This window comes from Vibrio sp. QJM3NY_21, from assembly GCF_057785975.1.
The window spans coordinates 1,235,371-1,256,399 of record NZ_CM173513.1 but is presented as its reverse complement, the minus strand read 5'-3'; the positions used below and the strand labels follow the sequence as shown (position 1 = coordinate 1,256,399).

General features: G+C 44.7%; 19 protein-coding genes. 8 read left to right on the top strand and 11 right to left on the bottom strand.

Annotation, left to right across the window (positions count from 1 at the left end; translation table 11 throughout):
• Positions 1-104: 104 nt before the first annotated feature.
• On the top strand, positions 105-407 hold the full coding sequence (locus AC3CID_RS05725) for a thiamine-binding protein (RefSeq protein WP_017065764.1): 303 nt from the start codon (positions 105-107) through the stop codon (positions 405-407).
• Positions 408-481: 74 nt separating this feature from the next.
• On the opposite strand, the gene AC3CID_RS05720 is transcribed toward AC3CID_RS05725, so the two are convergent.
• Both AC3CID_RS05720 and AC3CID_RS05715 read right to left on the bottom strand, forming a co-directional pair.
• On the bottom strand, positions 482-649 hold the full coding sequence (locus AC3CID_RS05720; RefSeq protein WP_488527064.1) for a hypothetical protein: 168 nt from the start codon (positions 647-649) through the stop codon (positions 482-484).
• Between the two features lie 109 nt (positions 650-758).
• Positions 759-1,022 (bottom strand): DUF1289 domain-containing protein, encoded by a 264-nt coding sequence (locus AC3CID_RS05715; protein ID WP_017079017.1) that lies wholly within the window; start codon positions 1,020-1,022, stop codon positions 759-761.
• A gap of 187 nt (positions 1,023-1,209) precedes the next feature.
• Here AC3CID_RS05715 and AC3CID_RS05710 point away from each other — a divergent pair, with 187 nt between their 5' ends.
• The 5 genes from AC3CID_RS05710 (at position 1,210) to AC3CID_RS05690 (ending at position 6,178) form a co-directional block, all read left to right on the top strand.
• Positions 1,210-1,656 carry an META domain-containing protein gene (locus tag AC3CID_RS05710; protein WP_004734625.1) on the top strand — a complete coding sequence of 149 codons (447 nt, stop codon included), beginning with the start codon at positions 1,210-1,212 and terminating at the stop codon, positions 1,654-1,656.
• A 426-nt stretch (positions 1,657-2,082) separates the two neighbouring features.
• Complete coding sequence (locus AC3CID_RS05705; protein WP_488527063.1) at positions 2,083-3,249, top strand: ABC transporter substrate-binding protein; 1,167 nt, start codon at positions 2,083-2,085, stop codon at positions 3,247-3,249.
• A 5-nt stretch (positions 3,250-3,254) separates the two neighbouring features.
• The gene (locus AC3CID_RS05700; RefSeq protein WP_488527062.1) at positions 3,255-4,955 is read left to right on the top strand and encodes an ABC transporter permease; all 1,701 of its coding nucleotides are present in this window, start codon (positions 3,255-3,257) and stop codon (positions 4,953-4,955) included.
• Complete coding sequence (locus tag AC3CID_RS05695; RefSeq protein WP_102557723.1) at positions 4,921-5,571, top strand: ATP-binding cassette domain-containing protein; 651 nt, start codon at positions 4,921-4,923, stop codon at positions 5,569-5,571. Before AC3CID_RS05700 ends, AC3CID_RS05695 begins: the two co-directional genes overlap by 35 nt.
• Positions 5,561-6,178, top strand: a complete 618-nt coding sequence (locus AC3CID_RS05690) for a CDP-alcohol phosphatidyltransferase family protein (RefSeq protein WP_017083285.1) — start codon at positions 5,561-5,563, stop codon at positions 6,176-6,178. The genes AC3CID_RS05695 and AC3CID_RS05690 overlap by 11 nt, the downstream gene beginning before the upstream one ends.
• A gap of 76 nt (positions 6,179-6,254) precedes the next feature.
• Here the strand turns inward: AC3CID_RS05690 and AC3CID_RS05685 are convergent, their stop codons facing one another.
• The 4 genes from AC3CID_RS05685 to AC3CID_RS05670 all read right to left on the bottom strand — a co-directional run bounded on the left by AC3CID_RS05685 (position 6,255) and on the right by AC3CID_RS05670 (position 11,358).
• Positions 6,255-7,208: a class I SAM-dependent methyltransferase gene (locus tag AC3CID_RS05685; protein WP_488527061.1), complete on the bottom strand. Its 954-nt coding sequence runs from the start codon at positions 7,206-7,208 to the stop codon at positions 6,255-6,257.
• An 8-nt stretch (positions 7,209-7,216) separates the two neighbouring features.
• Complete coding sequence (locus AC3CID_RS05680) at positions 7,217-7,915, bottom strand: TIGR01621 family pseudouridine synthase (RefSeq protein WP_004734618.1); 699 nt, start codon at positions 7,913-7,915, stop codon at positions 7,217-7,219.
• A gap of 179 nt (positions 7,916-8,094) precedes the next feature.
• Entirely contained in the window at positions 8,095-9,711 is a 1,617-nt protein-coding gene (locus AC3CID_RS05675; protein ID WP_488527060.1) for a methyl-accepting chemotaxis protein, read from the bottom strand.
• A 213-nt stretch (positions 9,712-9,924) separates the two neighbouring features.
• Positions 9,925-11,358: a sodium-dependent transporter gene (locus tag AC3CID_RS05670; RefSeq protein WP_146457335.1), complete on the bottom strand. Its 1,434-nt coding sequence runs from the start codon at positions 11,356-11,358 to the stop codon at positions 9,925-9,927.
• A gap of 367 nt (positions 11,359-11,725) precedes the next feature.
• Here AC3CID_RS05670 and cls point away from each other — a divergent pair, with 367 nt between their 5' ends.
• Both cls and AC3CID_RS05660 read left to right on the top strand, forming a co-directional pair.
• Positions 11,726-13,180, top strand: coding sequence for a cardiolipin synthase (cls, locus tag AC3CID_RS05665; protein WP_488527059.1), 1,455 nt, complete (start codon positions 11,726-11,728; stop codon positions 13,178-13,180).
• Between the two features lie 183 nt (positions 13,181-13,363).
• The gene (locus AC3CID_RS05660) at positions 13,364-14,548 is read left to right on the top strand and encodes a cystathionine beta-lyase (RefSeq protein ID WP_488527058.1); all 1,185 of its coding nucleotides are present in this window, start codon (positions 13,364-13,366) and stop codon (positions 14,546-14,548) included.
• Between the two features lie 86 nt (positions 14,549-14,634).
• Here the strand turns inward: AC3CID_RS05660 and AC3CID_RS05655 are convergent, their stop codons facing one another.
• The 5 genes from AC3CID_RS05655 to AC3CID_RS05635 form a co-directional block, all read right to left on the bottom strand.
• Positions 14,635-15,105, bottom strand: coding sequence for a hypothetical protein (locus AC3CID_RS05655; RefSeq protein ID WP_488527057.1), 471 nt, complete (start codon positions 15,103-15,105; stop codon positions 14,635-14,637).
• Positions 15,096-16,088, bottom strand: coding sequence for a winged helix-turn-helix domain-containing protein (locus AC3CID_RS05650; RefSeq protein ID WP_428786395.1), 993 nt, complete (start codon positions 16,086-16,088; stop codon positions 15,096-15,098). Before AC3CID_RS05650 ends, AC3CID_RS05655 begins: the two co-directional genes overlap by 10 nt.
• A gap of 109 nt (positions 16,089-16,197) precedes the next feature.
• On the bottom strand, positions 16,198-16,764 hold the full coding sequence (locus AC3CID_RS05645) for a DNA-3-methyladenine glycosylase I (RefSeq protein ID WP_488527056.1): 567 nt from the start codon (positions 16,762-16,764) through the stop codon (positions 16,198-16,200).
• 76 nt (positions 16,765-16,840) lie between these two features.
• Positions 16,841-19,951, bottom strand: coding sequence for an efflux RND transporter permease subunit (locus AC3CID_RS05640; RefSeq protein WP_017083278.1), 3,111 nt, complete (start codon positions 19,949-19,951; stop codon positions 16,841-16,843).
• Positions 19,944-21,029: an efflux RND transporter periplasmic adaptor subunit gene (locus AC3CID_RS05635; RefSeq protein ID WP_488524471.1), complete on the bottom strand. Its 1,086-nt coding sequence runs from the start codon at positions 21,027-21,029 to the stop codon at positions 19,944-19,946. The genes AC3CID_RS05640 and AC3CID_RS05635 overlap by 8 nt, the downstream gene beginning before the upstream one ends.

The following is a 21,029-nucleotide window of genomic DNA, read 5'->3' as shown; positions in this document are numbered from 1 at the left end:
CGTAACCGTTGTAGAATTTATCTCCGCATTAACCTATCATCTGCAACAAATCCCTATCATTGAGTAAGCAGAAAGTGTCTAAGTTAAAAAGAGAAAAAGAAGTGATGGTTGCCTTCCAAGTGATCCCTCGCGTTAAAGAAGGCAACAACTTCGAAGTAGTTGATAAAGCCATTGAAGTTGTGAAAGCAGCCGATGTGCCTTTCCAAGTTGGTGCGATGGAAACCACAATGAAAGGTGAACTCAATCAATTACTCGATATCGTTAAAAAGGCAGAGCAAGCTTGTTACGATGCTGGGGCTGTAGAAGTGATAACCAACATTAAGATTCATAGTAAAACCACCGAGGCCGATGATACATTTTGTACATACCATCGTGGTGTAACGAAAGCGAATCACATGTTTGTTTAGCAATATGTTTATTTCAGAAAGCTGTTTATTTAAGAAAACAGGGGGTTAAGAAAGACTCTGAAGAATCAGTGATGTTATTGAAAAGGCATGTCTGAAAGGTGAGAAAGGATTTCCATTCGTTCTTCTTCTGACATCGAATGCCAATCACGCGGGCTCTCTTCAGGGTCATTTTTCGCCCCAATGTTTTTTCGATCCAGTGCTTTAACCGGTTCTTTTTTGAGTTTTACGCTCTTTTTATTCATACCGACATCACTCCTTTTGGTACAAAGGTACCTACCTTAATATTACACCCCAACCATTATGTAAAGTAATAGTTACTTCGGAGTTAAATAAAATCTTGATACTTCCTCTTTAACCGAAAAGATCTCTTTGGGGACTTGTATTTCCCTCTTCGTCGACCGACTTACCAACCAAGTTTTTTTGCTTCATTATCTTCCTTCGATAGCGCTGACGACAAAGCTTAATCACGTGCAATTGTTCTGACGGAGTCATCGACATCCAATTAAAGCGTTCTTCTCTTTTGCGCATACAACCATTGCAATAGCCTTTATCATCGCTTGAGCAAACCCCAACGCAAGGGCTTGGAACCTGGAAAAACTCTAACTGCTCCACCATGCCTCCTTACACATCAAAATCGAGCTTACTAATTAAAAAATAAGCGATTAATTTGTCGCCTAGCTCGTGAAATTCATACTAAACTATGACCTTATACTGACACATATAGTGTTTTGTAAACTATACTTTGAACCCATCAAGTTACACTTATTCGGTAACTTCGTTCTTTCCTTTGGAGCCTTATAATATGAAGTTTAGTTCAAAAAAATTACTAGCAGTAGCCGCTTTACCTATGATGCTAGCAGCATGCACAACAACAGGTGACAACGCGATGCAAGTAACACCAACCGATCTACAGCACCATAATTGGGAACTTGCGCAAATTGATGGCAAGGACATTGTGAAAAGCGAAGACCAAGCAGCTCCTCGTCTAGAGATCGGCGAAAAGATGACTGCAAACGGCATGGCTGGTTGTAACAACTTCTTCGGTCAAGGCGAGCTGAAAGACGGTCAATTCCGTATCAAGCAAATGGGCATGACAATGAAAATGTGTCACGGTTCAGCAATGGAAATCGAACAATCGGTTTCAGCTACTCTAAGCGAGTGGAGCGACGTAACCCTAACAAACGATACGCTAGTACTGAAAAACGATGTACACACGCTAACGTACACAATTCGTGATTGGGTAAACTAATCCGTTCTCGAAATAGATATTGATTAAAGGAGCCTTCATGGCTCCTTTTTTATTGCCTGCTTACCCTCACAACACCTTCAAAATTAACACTCATCGCCTACTTTTCGTACCAACCTCCAATAAACCTCAAATATCTCTCATTTAGATGCAATAAATTCACTGGTTTATCGGTCTATTGCTAGGATGGTAAGAGCCTAGAGTCTGTCGAGCTTTCGAGACGATCGCATATCGAACAAAGTTTAACCAAAAAAGATCAGCACGCCCTAGTAATTGATTGAATTTACTGTTGAATTAGAAATTATTTCAGAAACAGATAGAATAACTATTAGGCCGTGTTGATCTTTTGTTAGCCGCGAAAGGTCAACACGTCCTAGGAAGTTCTAAATAACAATGCTCTTACCCGTTCACTACCAAATGGAAAAGTTTATGAACAAGATAGTAAGTACGTTAGGAATCATGGCAACCGTTGCATACAGCGCAACCATTTATGCTGATGAAGCAACATCAACCAATAACTGGAACCAAATCGAACAGCAGGCAGAGGGACAAACTGTCTACTTTCACGCTTGGGGCGGTAGCCAAGAAATCAATCGTTACCTACAGTGGGCGGGCAAGAAATTACAAAGTGAGTACGGTGTTACCTTAAAACATGTGAAAGTAACCGATATTGCAGAAACTACCACTCGCTTACTCGCAGAAAAGGCGGCAGGAAAGAACACTGAAGGCAGTGTCGATATCGTCTGGATTAACGGCGAGAATTTCCGTTCAATGAAAGAAAATGCCTTGTTGTTTGGACCATTCACTCAAACACTTCCAAACTGGCAGTACGTGGATAAGTCTTTGCCGATCGATGTCGATTTCTCGGAGCCAACAGAAGGCTTGGAGGCACCTTGGGGCGTTGGGCAACTTGTCTTCATCCACGACCAAGAAACACTGCACAATCCGCCACAATCGTTTTCAGAGATGTTGAGCTACGCTCAGGCTTTCCCGAATCGCTTAAGCTACCCGCGCCCACCAGAGTTTCACGGTACGAGCTTCATTAAGTCTCTACTGATTGAGCTGACAAACAACAGTCCTGCGCTTGCTAAACCCGTTTCAGAAGATACCTTCCAAGAAGTTACGGAACCACTGTGGGCTTACTTAGATAAATTCCATAAAGTGGCATGGAGAGGCGGAAAGCAATTTCCTGCAGGTACATCTGAAAGCATTCAACTTCTGGATGACGGACAGCTCGACCTCGCGATTACGTTCAATCCAAACTCTGTATATTCAGCACAATCAAGTGGCCGCCTAGCGGAAACCACCAAGGCTTATGCGTTAGAAAGCGGCGCACTATCTAACATTCACTTCCTTGCGATTCCTTGGAATGCCAATGCAACCGCAGGTGCTCAAGTGACCATTAACTTCTTACTGAGCCCAGAAGCACAATCTCGCAAAGGTGACCTAAATGTCTGGGGTGACCCTTCTGTATTGAGCAGCAAGTACCTCACTGGCAGCGCTAAAAACACCCAGCAATTTAAATCGGTTGATGAACCACACCCTAGCTGGCAAAACGCGCTCGAGAAAGAGTGGCTTAAGCGATACGGTAACTAACCTCCATGCTACGCGCTCTATATTTTGTTGTTATAGCTGTGTGCATTATCCCAACCATTCCTGGGGTAGCAGGAGTCGTGGCTTCGTCACTGAGTTTCATCCCGCCCCTAGGTTTAGAGGAGCCAACACTCAACGGGTTTAGCCAAGTCTTTCAATGGGAAGGGGCTTGGCACTCTATTGGCTTAAGCCTAGGTTCAGCGGTCGCCAGCAGCTACATTGCCTGCTTCCTGACCTTTTGTATTCTTCAGGCTTCTTGGGGAAACAAGTTTTGGAGAAAGATTGAGCTAACGCTATCGCCAATGCTTGCCATTCCGCATGTGGCTTTCGCTATCGGCTTTGCTTTTCTGTTTAGCCCAACAGGGCTTGGCGCAAGAGCCGTGCATCACTTACTTGGTGAATCGGCTACAAGCTCTGAATTGGCTTTGCTGATAAAAGATCCTTACGCGTTTGGCCTAATCATTATGCTCGCACTCAAAGAAGTTCCTTTCTTGTTGCTGATGAGCATATCGATACTTCAACAAATCGATGTAGAACGTATCACTAAGGTGAGTGCATCACTCGGTTACAGCCGCGCTCAGATCTGGTGGAAGTGTATTTTCCCGCAATGGTTTACTAAGCTTCGCTTCCCAATGCTGGCTGTGCTCGCCTATAGCGTATCGGTTGTCGACATCGCTCTGATCATTGGCCCAACCAACCCACCAACCTTTGCCGTTTTGGTATGGCAATGGTTCAACGATCCAGATCTTAATCTACTACCACGAGCTGCTGCTGGTGCGATCGTTTTGTTTGGCTTGGCTTCGTTGATCATCGCCTTGGCGCGTTTAGTTGAATGGGCAGTTCTTAAGTACTTTCGAACTTGGCAGTATTCAGGAAGAACAGGAGCAAACCTTCCGGGGAAAACGGTATTCACAGCTCTTGCAGCTTTGTCACTGATGATCATTCCATTGATGATTGTCTGGAGTTTTGCGCAGCGCTGGCGCTTCCCTGACTTACTGCCTAGTCGCTACAGCATGCGCTTCTGGGAGTTCGAGTGGGATGGCATCATGAGCACCGTTGGTCAAAGCTTATGGATTGGTCTGATTGCTGCTTCAATCGCTTTGTTGCTTGCGCTGGTTGCTCACGAATACAGAATCAAATACAAGTGGCAAGTCCCAGGCTTTATTATCGCTATTCCAATGTTGATACCTCAACTGTCGGTGTTGTTCGGTATGCAAATCACCACCCTATACATTGGCAGCAGTGCCTATGAGTTTTGGGTTATTTGGGCGCATGTTTTCTTCGCCTTTCCATTTGTGTACTTGTCTTTGGACGGCCCATGGAAAAGCTTCAACGATGGGCTGATAAAAGCTTCACTGAGCTTGGGTAAATCGCCATTTCAAAGCTGGTATTCGATCAAGCTGCCTATATTACTGCCCGCCATCGCCTTCGCTTGGGCGGTTGGGATCAGTGTGAGTTTGGCTCAGTACTTGCCGACATTGATGCTCGGTGCTGGTCGTATTAGCACCATCACCACAGAAGCCGTTGCCCTAACCAGTGGTTTCGACCGCAGGGTAACCGCAATTTATGCCATTTGGCAGGCCTTGTTGCCTCTGTTCTTTTTCTCTTTAGCGATATTAGTCAGCCGACTTCAACTTAGATATCGCCGTCTTACTTTTAAAGGTTTTCTTACTAATGAGTCTGCACCTCAACGACCTCGCCATCCATAAAAACGGTGGCGAATCGCTGTTTTCAGCGCTAAACGTAACATTAGAATCAGGCCAAATATTGGCGTTGATGGGGCCAAGCGGCTGCGGAAAATCGACGTTGTTAGATGCCATCGCGGGTCACCTGAATGACGAGTTCTCATACTCTGGCACCGTTATTTTGAACGATATTCAGCTAGACGAGATCCCATCACATCAGCGTGAAGTCGGCATTCTGTTTCAAGATGACTTGTTGTTTCCACACCTAAAAGTATGGGAGAACTTGGCCTTTTCGTTACCAAACTCGGTTAAGGGTTCAGATCGCCAACAACAAGCAATGGAAGCATTAAAAGACATTGAACTGACCCGCTTGGCTGAGTCGTTTCCCGACCAAATATCTGGCGGCCAGCGAGCGAGAATTAGCTTAACTCGTATGCTATTGGCGAAACCGAAATTGGCGTTGCTTGATGAGCCGTTTAGTAAGCTCGACCAAGAACTCAGAGCCCAGTTTCGCGACTGGGTATTTGAGCAACTCACTAAAGCGAATATTCCGACATTAATGGTGACGCACGACCAAGCTGATGTGCCTCAAGGGGCAAAAGTTCTGTCTTGGCCGTGGAGAAGTAACCATGCTGGATAAGTACTCCATCAAGGTCATTAAGTGGCCATTAAATCAGTCGGCTAAGTTACTGAACCAATTTGGTATCACGGCCAATCAAACCACGTTATTCGGATTTGTGGTGGGATGTTTAGCGTTTCCAGCATTGGCATTTCAACAATACGAATGGGCGTTAGGGTTTATTGTATTTAACAGGGTTTGCGACGGGCTTGATGGAGCCTTAGCTCGAATTCAAGGCATTAGTGATGCGGGCGGTTTCCTAGACATCAGCCTCGATTTTCTTTTCTACTCGTTAATCCCTTTTGGCTTTGTTATCGCCAACCCAGAACACAACGCCATTGCCGGTGCATTTTTGATTTTCTCTTTTATCGGCACAGGCAGCAGCTTTCTAGCGTTTGCGGTTATGGCTGGTAAGCGAGGCATTGAAAACCCAGTCTATAAACATAAGTCTCTCTATTACATGTCTGGACTAACCGAAGGCACAGAAACCATCGCTTGTTTCATTGCTTTCTGTATTTGGCCTCAACACTTTGCAGTTATCGCTTATACCTTTGGCGCTGCGTGTTGGCTGACTACGTTTATGCGTATTTATTTTGGGTTTCAGACACTCAAGAATCAAACCAACTAATGTGAATTTCTGCATTCCTCATAAACAAAAACGCAGCTCATATGAGCTGCGTTTTTTAGCTGATTCTGAAATTCAATTAAGCGTCAGTAGAGGCTTTAATTTGAAATCTCAATACCTTTAGGCTTGAATCAAGGTCGACATCGACAAACTCAGGTGGGTTGTCTAAACGTTCGATAAACTCAACACTAGGCGCTTCTTCTGCCATCGTCTCAATTAGGAAGTTTGGCGATACTGCTGGTGAGTTAACACAAGCAATCACTTCTCCGCCTTCTGTCAGAAGATCAGGCAAGCGACGTAAGATCTTTTTGTAATCTTTAGTTAAAGCAAAGCTGCCTTTTTGGAACGAAGGCGGGTCGATGATAACCAACTCGTAAGGGCCACCCTTTTTGATTTTTCCCCACGACTTAAATATATCGTAGCCAAGGAAGTTAACCGAGCGCATGTCGTGATCATTCAAACGGTGGTTATCACGGCCTTTGTTTAGCGAGCCGCGCGACATATCTACGTTCATGCATTGACGAGCGCCACCAGCTATAGCCGCTACTGAGAAACCACAAGTGTATGCGAACAGGTTAAGAACATTCTTATCCTTAGCATTGTCTTGTACCCACTGGCGACCATTACGCATGTCGAGGAACAAACCAAAGTTCTGATTACGGCCAATGTCTAGTTGGTACTTAAGACCGTGCTCAACCACGATGGGTGAGTCATTAAGTTCACCCCATAAAACCTCTGATGGCGCACCATCGGCATAACGATGTTGCAGAACAATACTGGTGCCCTGCTTTACTTGCCAGATATCTTTATTGGTGAGATCGACCAGTCCCGCTTTAAGAGATGATAAGAACTCATCATCTACTTCTTTGAATACGTTAACCAATAACTGCCCATCAACCCAATCACATGTCAGTTGATCTAGGCCAGGCCAAAACTTACCACGACCGTGAAAAATACGGCGTAGTTCATTCGGCACTTCATTAAGTTGCTGTTCAATATGACTAAAAAACAGAGGTAAAGCTGATGCTTCCATTATTTCACTCACTTAGTGTTTAGCTTTGGCCAAGTTAATGACCAAGGTTCAAGCCAGTTGTCTAAACCATTAGACACGATCTCTTGATGCCACTTCTCGCCCAAGGAGTTTAGGCTTCTTGGATCACAGACATATTCGTAGGCTTGTGATTGATAGGTAAATCGAATCGCGAAGGCATGCAGATAACCTCTGTCGGCCTCACTCGATGGATTATAAATAGGGTCACCAACAATGGCTGAGCCGATCGACTTCATCGCAACACGGATCTGGTGAGTTCGCCCCGTATAGGGTTTACATAAAAATAGACGCTCACCGGGTTCAGCCGTTGCAGATAAAAACTGGGTAATCGCTGGATTTTCTTTGCTTGTCAGTAACTTCCAGCTTGAGCGTCGTGAACGCTCCATATCTCCTGAAATCAGCCCCTGCTTTTTCTTTGGTTTCTTCGAACCAATCGCAAGGTAGTACTTCTCGACTTCACGCTTTGCGAACAGCTGCGAAAGCTCACTCGCTGCCGAGGCATTCTTTGCTAACAGCAGAATACCTGAGGTCATTTTATCGAGGCGGTGAACGAGATATAACTTCGGCTCGTTGATTGCCTTAGCAACTTCTTGCAACAACATGGTATCGCCATCGTCTTTATGGACGCTGACGCCAGGATGTTTGTTTATGAGTAAAAAATCAGAGTGGTTCAGAAGAATGTCGAACATTTAAAGGCTAGCTCCATTGTAGAACGTGGAGTATACCGTGTCTGAACCCAGATTCCAGCTACGAAAAAGCCCAACTCACTCAATAAATATTGAATCATTGGGCTTCTTTTCAGCAAGTAGCGATCAGTGCTTAGTCTTTACTCGATTAGCATTCGGCAAATAGAACAAAGCCACACACACTAAGCAAGTTTGAACTTACCCACCAATGCTTCTAGCTCGGCAACCTTAGCGTTCAAGCCTGAGGTATTTTCAGAGCTGCGAGTCGCCAATTGCAAAGACTGCTCAGAAATATCACTGATCGCCGTAATATCCGCTGCAATTTCTTTGGTCACCGCTGTCTGTTCTTCTGCCGCAGTAGCGATAGAGTTGACCATGCTTTGTACATTGCCAGCACCACTTACAATCGCTTCTAGCGCCGAAACTGCGCCAGAGCTTTGCTCTACACCAATCTCAACTAAACGACAGTTATCTTGAGTGTAAGTCACCGCTTCTTGCGTACCAGATTGAATTGACTGAATGATACCAGACACTTCTTGAGTCGCTTTGGTCGTTCTCTCTGCCAGTGCTCGTACTTCATCAGCAACCACCGCAAAGCCACGTCCAAACTCACCAGCACGTGCCGCTTCAATCGCAGCATTCAGCGCCAGTAGGTTGGTTTGTCCAGCGATGTCTTCGATTACCTTAATAACACTGCCAATCTGTTCGCCATGTGAACCTAGCGTATTCATTTGTACCGACATGTCGCTCATTTGAGTCGACACTTGTTGGATACTTGCCACCATTTCAACAATCACGTTACGGCCATCTTCTGCTGACGTTTCTGAGCGACGCGCCTCTTCATAAGTAGAAGTACCTTGTTGCGCGACTTCAGAAATGGTCAAGCTTAGCTCTTCTGCGGCAGTCGCAATCAGGTTAGCTTTATCAGCTTGTGCAGAGGCACCAGAAACGATGTCTTGACTGATTGATGATAGCTCACCTGTCACCGATTGAACTTGGTTCGTCACAGAAGAAATTGAACCTAATAGGTTGACCAAAGATTTCTGCATCTGGTTAATCGACGTAGCAAGATCGGCCAGTTCATCGCCAGAATTATCAACAATATCTCCAGCGGTAAGGTCGCCATTTGCCACGCGTCGCGCAACTTGTTCAACACGAGTTAGACGGTTAGTAATAGAGCTAGACAATACATACGCAATCACACAACCAAACACAATCGCAATGGCAGACAACACCATGATAGTGCGTTCGATGGTGGTAAACGAATCGGTTAATACAAGCAGCGATTGTTCTGTATCGGCACGCTCACTTGCAGACGCTTGATCCAGTAAGTTTTCAACCGAGATTAGATTGCTCTCATATAAGGAGCGAAGCTGCTGGATATTCGATAACAGCGCAGACTCGTCGTTGATCATAGGTACAAGCTTAGATTCAAACTCTTGAGTAAAGCGCCCCATCAGGTCTTCAATTCGCTCAATACGGCGATGGTCTTCTGAGCCTCGACTCTCTAAACGTTTTGCTTCTTTAATAGCCTGAGCAAATTCATTCTTGTTGGTTCGATAATCATTAAGCGCATTGTCGGCCTGAGTAATCGCACCAAGTGCATCGCGATAAACATCCCCCGCTTCATCTATCAATACAAGGTAGGTCACCGTTCCCGGTACATCATCCATTCTAATTTCATCAGCGCTCTTGTGAGCTCCAATGACTTCTATCCATACAATACCGACTAACGTGACAAGCACCGCCAATATAGAGCCAAACCCAGCGTACAACTTCTTCCTAACTGACAATTTCACACAACACCTACTTAAATAAAATACAGCTCAATCAGCTATTACTTTTCATTATATCGGCTACCAGACCAATAACTTTAAGTATTTATTTTTCTTTGATAATTAAGTTAGTAGCATAAAAAAACGGGAGCCAATGGCTCCCGTTTCTTAACTTACTTTAACTCGCGATTGTAGCTACTAAGAGCTATGGTTTCTAATAACTATAGCTTCTTAGAACTATAACTTCTTAGAGATGACCGCAGAGCCAGCAATAATACCAATACCTAGTAGCATGATTGCACCTTTACCGCTGTCGAAGCCAGAAGAGATACCCATAAACGCTACAATAGCGATAGCTACTGGGATGATGTACTTAACAAGTGTGTACCATAGGCCGAATAGTGGGAAAGATACTTCACCGTCGTTAGTGATTTCTTTCTCTAGGTCAGCACGGTTTAGTCTCCAACCAGCGAAGATACATACCAACATACCGCCAACTGCTAGGAAGATTTTATCCGTTAGTAAGTCGAAGATATCGAATGCACCAGTACCAAACAATGTTGGACCGAAGCCGCCAAGTGATAGAGAAGCGAAGATGCATAGAATCGCCATTACTACACTTGCAGACAGTACTGCAGTCACACGCTTCATGCCTTTCTCATCGATTAGGTACGAAACCACCACTTCAAGTAGAGATACTGAAGAAGTCAGTGCCGCAACACTTAGACCAACGAAGAACATTAGAGCAAATAGCAGTCCAACTACGCCGCCCATTTCAGCGAATAGCTGAGGAACAACAACGAATACTAGACCAGGACCCGCGGCAGGCTCCATGCCGAATGCGAACATTGCAGGGAACATAGCTACACCAGCTAGGATAGCAACGCCTGTATCCATCGCCGTAACCATAGCCGTAGTTTGAACTAGGTTCTCTTTCTTCTTAAGGTAAGAACCGTATGTCAACATACAACCCATACCAAGACTTAGTGAGAAGAATGCTTGACCTAGCGCTGCTAGGATTACATTGCTATCTACTTTAGAGAAGTCAGGGCTGAATAGGAATTCAAGACCAGCCATCGCGCCCGGAAGCATGATGCCTTTGATTGATACCACGATAAGGATAATGAAAAGAAGTGGCATCAGGATCTTACCCGCTTTCTCAATACCGCCAGAGATACCTTTCATAACGATAACAACGTTAAGTAGTAGGTATAGGCCCATCCACATAAGTGGTTGAACTGGGTTTGAGATAAAACCACCGAAGCTGTCACCGATTGCTTCAGGTGCGTCTAGTAGACCACCAGCAATCTTACCGATGTATGCGATAGACCAGCCACCTACTACAGGATAGAAACCCATGATAAGTAGGCCACTGACTACGCCGATAACACCGGCGAACGTCCAACGACGGTCAGTTGATTTAAATGCACCTACTGCTGATTTTTGCGTATGACGGCCAATCGCAAATTCAGTCAGCATGACACTGAAACCGATGAAGATTACAAAAAACAGGTAAATTGCAACGAATGCACCGCCGCCACTTTCGCCTGCTGTGTAAGGGAATTTCCAAATGTTACCTAGACCAACAGCAGAACCTGCTGCAGCCATTACGAATCCTAACTTCGAACCCCAGGTATCACGGGGTGTTGTGGTTGTATTACTAGTAGCCACGTGTACTCCAAACTTTTGTGTTGTGTGATGTTGTGTTTTGCTTTGGGTGGCGTCTTTAAAAGATAAGGTGTATAAAAAGATTTACACACTTAAAAGATTTGATTGACGCTCGTTGTATGGCAAGTAAACCAGTTTAAGAATAAAATTGGAAGTCCGAACCGTACATATTTCGTTACCAATGTAAATTTTTATGGTTAAATGCCGTCTTTTTATACAAAACAATCGTTTTCGTCTTAAGTTAACCAAAACTTAACAACTATAACCTGTTTACAGCTTTTGCTCTATTTTGTAAATAGTTGATTCCTTAAATTCCCATATCCTCAAAATAGCATTACTATCTAAGTGTCTCTTTTTTCGAGTATTCAATGTGGAAAAGCTCTACCATTTTTTAACTTTAGCTTCCGTTGCTTTGTACTGGGTTCTCGTCGCCGGTGTGACCTTTCGTGTCGTACTAAAACGACGCTCTGTCAGCGTTTCTCTCGCGTGGTTGATGGTTATCTACATTATCCCGATTGTTGGCGTGGCCTGTTACTTCCTTTTCGGCGAGCTAAACCTAGGTAGAAAGCGGGCTGAGCGCGCACATCGCATGTTTACTCCGTTCGGTGATTGGTTCCGCCAATTAAATGATTGTCAGGTTCACCTTCCAGGTAAAGTTGGCTCCCCAATCCACAAGATTGATGAGCTTTGTAATAATCGAATGGGTATTCCTGCACTTAGTGGAAACACACTTTCACTGCAAGCTTCACCCAATGAGATCCTGCACGCAATTATCGAAGATATAGAAAACGCACAAACCAGTATCAAAATGGTTTTCTACATTTGGCATCCAGGTGGCCTAACCGACTCCGTAGCCTCTGCACTGATTCGAGCGGCCAAACGTGGCGTAGATATTAAGGTTTTACTCGATTCAGCAGGTAGTCCACGCTTTTTCAAAAGCCATTGGCGTTCAATGATGAAAGACGCTGGTGTGCAAGTTGTGCAAGCATTAGAAGTAAGCCCATGGCGTATTTTCTTACGTCGCCTAGATCTAAGACAGCACCGTAAGATCATCGTGATTGATGAATCCATCGCCTATACCGGTTCAATGAACATGGTGGATCCGGCGTATTTCAAGCAGAGTTCAGGCGTTGGTCAATGGATCGACGTAATGGTTCGAGTCACTGGGCCAACAGTTAACGTGCTTTCGGCCATTCATGGTTGGGATTGGGAAGTAGAAACAGGCGAGCGCATTCTTCCTGATTTACCTGAATGCCCGATTGAAGAAATAATGACGCACCATCCGGTTCAGGTCGTTCCGTCTGGTCCTGGTATGCCGGAATATTTGATCCTACAAGTTCTGACTATTGCCATTAATCAAGCCAATCGTTCTGTGCGCATCACTACACCTTATTTTGTCCCGAGTGCCGACTTGTTAGAGACGCTAAAAATGACAGCGCAAAGGGGCGTAAACGTCGAACTGATCATTCCACACAACAACGATTCATTGATGGTTAAATGGGCTTCTCGCGCTTTCTATACAGAGTTACTTGAAGCTGGCGTTAAGATTTACGAGTTTTACGGTGGCCTTCTTCACACCAAATCGGTAGTGATTGATGAAGAGTTTTGCTTAATCGGAACGGTCAATATCGACATGCGTAGCCTTTGGCTAAACTTCGAAGTGACACTAGCCGTTGATGACGTACACTTCACCAAACAACTGTTTGATTTACAGCAATCCTATATTGAATCATCTCATCCAGTGGAATTGGAGCAATGGGAGCAGAGAAATTTACGTAACCGCTTCTTCGAACGATTGTTCTATTTGTTCAATCCACTGCTGTAATCCAATCAATGGACCCACTGCGACTCATATCTCTATGCTTATCAGATTTTTGACCTTTCACGATAAACGACGTGAAAGGTTAAAAAGCGAAAGAAAAGCATAAAAACTCCCCCTCTGCTCTTGCTTTGAATGCTATTGGCATGTTTTAAATAGGACATAACCGATTGATAAGGAATTCACAGCATGTCCGAGAACAAAACCACTAAACTGATCACTGCAGGTCGTGATAAGAAGTGGACCAATGGTGTCGTTAACCCACCAGTACAGCGCGCTTCTACTGTCGTGTTCAACTCAGTAGAAGAAAAGCGTAAAGCTACGATTAATCGCGCTAATAAAACGCTTTTTTACGGACGCCGTGGAACCAACACTCACTTCGCTTTCCAAGATGCCATGGTTGAAGTCGAGGGCGGCGCAGGCTGTGCACTTTACCCTTGTGGTACTGCGGCCATTTCAAATGCCATTCTTTCTTTTGTAGAAACAGGCGATCATATTCTGATGGTCGACACCTGCTACGAACCGACGCGTGATTTCTGTGACACCATCATGAAGAAGATGGGTGTAGAGACGACCTACTACGAGCCAACGATCGGTGAAGGCATCCAAGACCTTATTAAGCCAAACACTAAGGTGCTGTTTACCGAATCTCCTGGGTCAGTCACCATGGAAGTGCAAGACATTCCAACGCTAGCGCGTATTGCTCATGAACACGACATCATCGTGATGCTCGATAACACATGGGCTGCTGGTGTGAACTTCTCACCGTTTGATTTTGGCGTTGATATCTCGATTCAAGCTGCGACCAAATACATTGTTGGTCACTCTGATGTGATGTTAGGTACGGCTGTTGCCAACGAGAAGTGTTGGGATCAACTAAGAGAACAGAGCTATTTGATGGGGCAATGTGTATCACCAGATGACGCTTACCTTGCCCTTCGTGGTATTCGTACTCTTGACGTTCGACTACGCCAACATGCAGAGAGCAGCTTGAAAGTCGCAAAATGGCTGGAGACTCGACCTGAGGTTGATCATGTTCGTCACCCTGCCCTTGAGTCTTGCCCAGGCCATGAATTCTTCAAACGAGATTTCACTGGTGGTAATGGCTTGTTCTCTTTCGTGCTGAAGAACTCAAATACAAAAGCGACCACAGCGCTGCTTGATGGTATGACGCACTTTAGTATGGGTTATTCATGGGGTGGTTTTGAAAGCTTGATTTTAGCGAACGAACCGAACAGCTTTGATAGCCTAAGAACAGCAGCGAACCCTAACTTCGCTGGAACCTTGGTACGTGTTCATATCGGCTTAGAAGACGTTGACGATCTGATTGCGGACCTAGAGGCAGGATTGGAGCGTTACAACGCGCTCGTTTAATTTAAAGCGTTAGCAGACTCAGACCAAAAAGGCAGGATATTCCTGCCTTTTTTAGATTAGCGCATTAGACACATCGCTTTAAAAAGCTACTGAACGTCAAAGCACACCCAATTGAAAATTTCAGAGCGGTGTTCATTGAACAAGTACAAAGACTGATCCTTAACTGCAATAGCGTAATCAATCGTCACCCCTTTATACTCACTATATTCATTGTTAATAATTGGATCATGGAAAGGGGTCGCCGTTCTCACATCTATAATGCTCATCGACAAATTATTCCCATCAAGCTCATAGTGCCCGAAATACAGATTTTCCATAGTACTCTCCTTACCGTCTTGCTCTGTAATCGTCACAAACTCTCTCATGCTAAAGGTATGGTCAGATTGAAAAGTAAGGCTTATACGCTCATAAAGCGATTGATATGGTTGGAATGCCTGAGATAAAAAATCAGTTTTAATCGTTTTGCAATGCCATCGAGTGCCCGCTAATACGCTCTGTTCTGGCAAAAAACTTGCAGCAGCAATTACCACTAAAATGAGTAAACCAATTAGTCGCAAAAGTAACTCCTCTTCTTCATATACTGAGCAAAGGAATCAAAAGACGACTCTACATTGAAAACCGAAGCACTATAATTCAGAGCCTCACCATCTTTCCTTTGAATCAACATGTATAACGCGTCATCTTCGGGTTGGTCGACTGATGAGTAAATACGGACAAAGACATCAACGTTACAGTGGCTCGGTATCACCGCTGTAAGCTTTTGAGTGACCGCAGGCAACGAATAGGAGTCATTATGAGCAATATGGAAGAAGTAGTGGTTGGTATTGTCGGTGTAACTGTCACGATATTCCGCTTTATCAATAAAATAAGGCAGGGGCGTATAGTAGGTTTGGAAAAGGTTGAACGCCGTTACTGCGACACAAGCCAAAGCGAGTAAATAACCGGCTTTAGCGAGGTGTCTATTAGACACAACATTTGCCTGTTCTTGCTTAACTGCACTCTGATCTAGATGTGAGTCACTAGGTAGCTCGGAAGAAACAACTTTCGCAGAATCTGCATCAATCAAGACTTCATTTATTGTTAACGGGTCTTGGGTTATTTCTTGGGACATTTCTTGGGACAAAGGTACGTTTTGCTTCAACGTAGAATCGGCAAGCGAGACACCTAGTTCGTAGACTTCTTTACTCGCTTGAGAAGGCACCTCTTCAGTTACTGTGGACCGGCTCAACTCGTCGATTTCAAGAGAATACCCCGTCTTACTAACGGTACGAATCGTCGCGCAACCACAAGTTACCCTAGACAGTGTTTTTCGAATCTTTGAGATAACGTTAGTCAGCGCTTGCTCTGAAACAATTACATTACCCCAACACCTATCAAATATCAGACCTCGCTCGATGCACTCACCAGCATTTTCAAGCAAGAATAGAAACACCTTACCTTCTAACGGCGCAATTGTTTCTACGTGGCCATCTTCACGCACAAACTGCCTAAGCAAGGGATCATAACTAGCATCACATATTTGGTAGATTTGTTGTTTCACTATCGTCTTCTAGGTTTGAATTCGGTCGCATATGATATTGAATAGTTTACAAATGACCAGTAAATTTTCCAATTCTCACGCAATTATTTCGCGACGAGAAATGACATTTTTATTTGTGTGGACAACCTTCTAGATGATCATTAACCATACCTGTCGCTTGCATAAACGCGTAACAGATTGTTTCACCTACAAACTTAAAGCCTCTCTTCTTCAAAAACTTACTCATCGCTTTAGATTGCTCGGTAGAAGCGGGAACTTGAGACATCTCAGTCCAGTTGTTCTCTATCACCTTGTTATCGGCAAATTGCCATAAAGCATTTGATAAAGAGCCAAACTCTTTCTGGAGTTCAAGCGTTGCTCGAGCATTACCGTATACAGAGGCGATCTTGCCCTTATGCTTAACCACATCGAAGTTTTCAATGATATGAGGCACGTTGTCTTCGTTCATCGCTGCAAGCTTGTTGAGATCATAGTTATCAAACGCAGCACGATAGCCTTCGCGCTTTTTAAGGATAGTAATCCAGCTAAGACCAGCCTGAGCGCCTTCTAAAGTAATGAACTCAAACAGAACTTGGTCATCATAAACAGGCACGCCCCACTCTGCGTCGTGATATTCCCTTTCTAGTTCGTGCTTAAGTGCCCATGCACACGTTCTATCAACTGTATTCGCTTCCATTTCGATAGTCTCTTTTAGTAATCGTACAGAAAAATAATGCCCCAAATAGGGGCATTATTTCAAAGGTTTGTTGACGTTAAGCCACTTCAATTTTATGGAATAAACGATACAGCACAGGTACTACGATTAGCGTGAGTACAGTCGCAAAGCCTAAACCAAACATAATGGTTACTGCCATTGGCTTGAAGAAGATGTCAGGCAGTAACGGAATCATGCCTAGAATCGTTGTAATCGCTGCCATACATACTGGGCGAACACGACTCAATGCTGCATCAACTACCGCAACATAAGGGTCTTTACCTGATTTCATTTCAATCTCAATTTGATCAAGTAATACGATACCGTTCTTAAGTAGCATCCCGGATAAACTCAAGAAGCCTAGCAATGCCATAAAGCCAAATGGTGTATTCAAGGCTAATAAGCCTGTCGTTACCCCAATTAGTGCTAATGGAACCGTCAACCAAACTATCAGCGGCTCTTTGACCGAGTTGAACAAGAACACGGTAATCAAGAACATGAACAGGTAACCCATTGGCATAGTGGTAAACAGTGACGCTTGTGCATCAGCAGATGACTCATATTCACCACCCCACTCCAACGAATAACCCGGTGGCATCTCAATCGCTTCAATTTGTGGCTGTAAGCGTTTCTGTAACGTCGAAGCCGTTTCTTCACCCAATAGGTCGTTGTCGGCCATTACCGTCAGCATACGCTTACGGTTCTTACGGATGATAAGCGGATCTTCCCATTCCAATTCGTAGCCAAGCGTCACTTGTTGCAACGGAATGTATTCGCTTAATGCCGGGCTCCAAATCTTCATACCTTCGATGTTGCGAATATCAATTCGCTCATCTTCAGGTAAACGAGCCACAATAGGCATCAGCGTAGTACCATCACGATACACACCAATCGACTTACCAGAGAAAGACATCGCTAGGAAATCATCAACGTCAGACTTGGTAATACCATAACGACGCGCTTGGCTTTCATTGAACTGAGGCTCTAAGACCTTAGTTCTTTCACGCCAATCATGACGAACGTTAAACGCTCCGTCATCGGCACGCATGATGTCCATAACTTGAGCTGCGATTGAACGTAGCACGGTTGGATCTGAACCGACGATTCGAGCCTCAATTTTTGCACCGCCACCAGGGCCTAATTCAATTTGCTTAAGTTTATAATCAATTTCAGGGAACTGACTGTCAACGTGTTCACGGAAGCGACGCATCAGCCCCTCAAGTACCTGATAATCTTTCACACGAACCGTAATTTCGCCATACGCGCTATAACTCTTCTCGGGTGAGTAGGTCAACATGAAACGCTGCAGACCTTTACCGGCCGTGGTCGTGATATGTTCAACTTCACTTTGTTCCGACAACCAACTCTCAAGCACTCTCAACTTAGTATTAGTTGCTCGAATATCAGTACCTTCTGGCATCCAAACATCCACTTGGAACATCGGAGTAGTTGAAGATGGGAAGAATGCTTGTTTCACAAAGCCAAAACCGTACACACTCGCACCTAAACCAATCACCAGAACGATCATGGTTAGCCACGCGCGTTTCATACAGAACTCAAGGAAGTTTTTATAGATAACAAAAACCATCCCGTTGTATGGGTCTTTACCTTCGTTATCGGGATCAACTTTCTGTCCTCTGAAGAAGATATCGGCAAAAAACGGCGTGATCGAGATGGCGGTAAACCAACTCAGCATCAGTGAAATCAATAGCACCGTAAACAAGGTGCCACAGTATTCGCCCGTTGAATCTTCAGACAAACCTATTGGAGCAAACGCGGTGACCGCAATCACCGTTGCGCCAAGCAGTGGCCATTTGGTTTGGGTCACGATATCAGTGGCGGCCTGCATCCGGGTTCGCCCCTTCTGCGTGCCGATCAATATCCCCTCCACCACCACAATGGCATTATCCACCAGCATCCCCAAGGCAATAACCAACGCGCCCAGTGAAATACGTTGAAGGTCGATTTTGAAGTACTGCATGAAAATAAAGGTGCCGAATACGGTCAATAGCAGTATCAAACCAATCAACAGACCCGATCGTACTCCCATGAAGAACAGTAACACCACGATTACGATCGCAACCGCCTGTCCTAAACTCACTACAAATCCGCTTACCGACTTGTTCACCTCTTTAGGTTGGTTATAAACCTCGGAGATGTCGATACCGACGGGTTGTTGATATTTAAGCTCGGCGAGTCTTCGATCAAAGTCTTCACCCACTGCGACCACGTTCACGCCTTGCGCAAAAGAGACACCCAGGTTAAGCGCGAGTTCGCCGTTATAACCAATGATGTTACTCGGTACCTCAACGTAACCACGAGTTACATTCGCCACATCTTTTAGATAGATAAGCCCTTGAGCACCACCTTCCGTAAGAATCAAATCACCAAGCTGTTCAACGTTTTGGAACTCACCCGTTGGATGGATTCGAATATATTCATCACCAATCCTTACCGCTCCTGCACTGGATACAATATTTTGAGTCGATAAAAGGTTAAATACCGTGCTTGGAGACAGACCCAGAGAGCTTATCCGTTTCATCGATATCTCAATGAACACTTGCTCTTGTTGTTGGCCGGAAACGGAGACTTTACTGACCCCATCAACCAACTCTAGCTCTCGCCTTAGGTAATCAATGTAATCCAGCAACTCTTTGTAGCTATAGCCATCCCCCGTCACCGCCAGCAAAATACCGTAAACATCACCGAAGTCATCGATGACTTGAGGATCATTGACGCCGGGTGGCAGTTCAACCTTGAGATCATTCACTTTTCGGCGAAGTTCATCCCATATTTGCGGAAGATCATCTGGGCCGTAGTTGTTCTTCATCGTCACCGTTACCTGTGATAGGCCGCGGCTAGAGATAGAGTTCACTTCGTCCACATAGGTAAGTTGTTGAATCGCTTTTTCTAGCGGGTAAGTAACTTCTTCTTCGACTTGTTGAGGTGTGGCCCCTGGGTAAGAGGTCACAACCATCGCATCTTTGATGGTAAAGGCAGGATCTTCTAAACGACCCAAGCCGAAAAAGGCAGAGACACCACCAATAAGAAAGATCAGAGATAGCATCCAGCTAATGACTTTGTTACGTATAAAGTAAGAAGCAACACCTGTGATCTGATCATCACCTTGTTGATCGTCATTCTGGGGCTTGTTATTTACTTCACTCATTGTTCGTCTCCTGAGACAATACTTCCACTGTCATCCCATCTCGCAATCGCGATATGCCTGCAACAACGACATGCTGCCCCATTTCCAATCCTTTCATGACCTGCAACGTTTTCTGATTTGCTTTTCCTAATACGACTTGCTGTTTCGAGACGGTATTGTCGTCATTGAGCACCCATACATAAGAGTTCTGACGCGTTAAATCATCGCCATCCGCATTAAATACAGCTTCGATTGGGATAAGTACCCCAGCTTTTAACTCCAAGCCGATATCTCGCCCATTTGACGTCACCTCAACGGCCATACCATCCAGAATCAAATCATCTTCCGGCATAGGTAGAGCAAGCGTAACCGTGAACGTGCCCGTGCTTGGGTCAGGTTCAGTGGTGAACTCCTTAATAGCCGCCGTGTATTCATTGCCACTGGGCACTCTAACCACAGCCTCAACGTTCGATAACAGTTGTTCACTCGGTTGGTTGACGTAGATTTGGTCAGGCAGCTGAATAACAACCTCAACATCTTCGACACTGTGGATATTTACCACTTGTTGGCCTACCTGAATATTTTCATATTGATCGACACTGACACGAGAAATGATCCCATCAACAGGGGCACGAAGCTTAGTGAACGACAAGCGCAGTTTTGCGAGTTCCAGCTCGGCATAAGCGATCTGGCGTTGAGCAGCAATTTCATCAAACTGTGACTTCGCCAATAAACCTTTCTTCACTAGCGGACTTGAACGTCTGTATTGGCTGTTAATTACCGTGTAACGTGCCTGAGCATTGTCGACATCCAGTTGATAATCGGTAGGGTCAAGCTCTGCAATGATGTCTCCTTGTGAAACACGCTCACCTTCTTTCACATCAAGCTTATTGATTTCACCAGCGACTCGAAAGCTGAGGTGAGCCTTCTCGGCAGCGTTTGCAACCGCAGGGAAATAGAGTTTGTCGCTAAAATCGATGACTGAAATCTCGATAGCTTTAACCAAGGGTGTGTTATTCACTTCTACAACTTGTTTATCTTCACAAGCCGTAAGTAAAGCCAAACACGACAGTCCAGCGGCCACTTTAAGTGTTTTCAT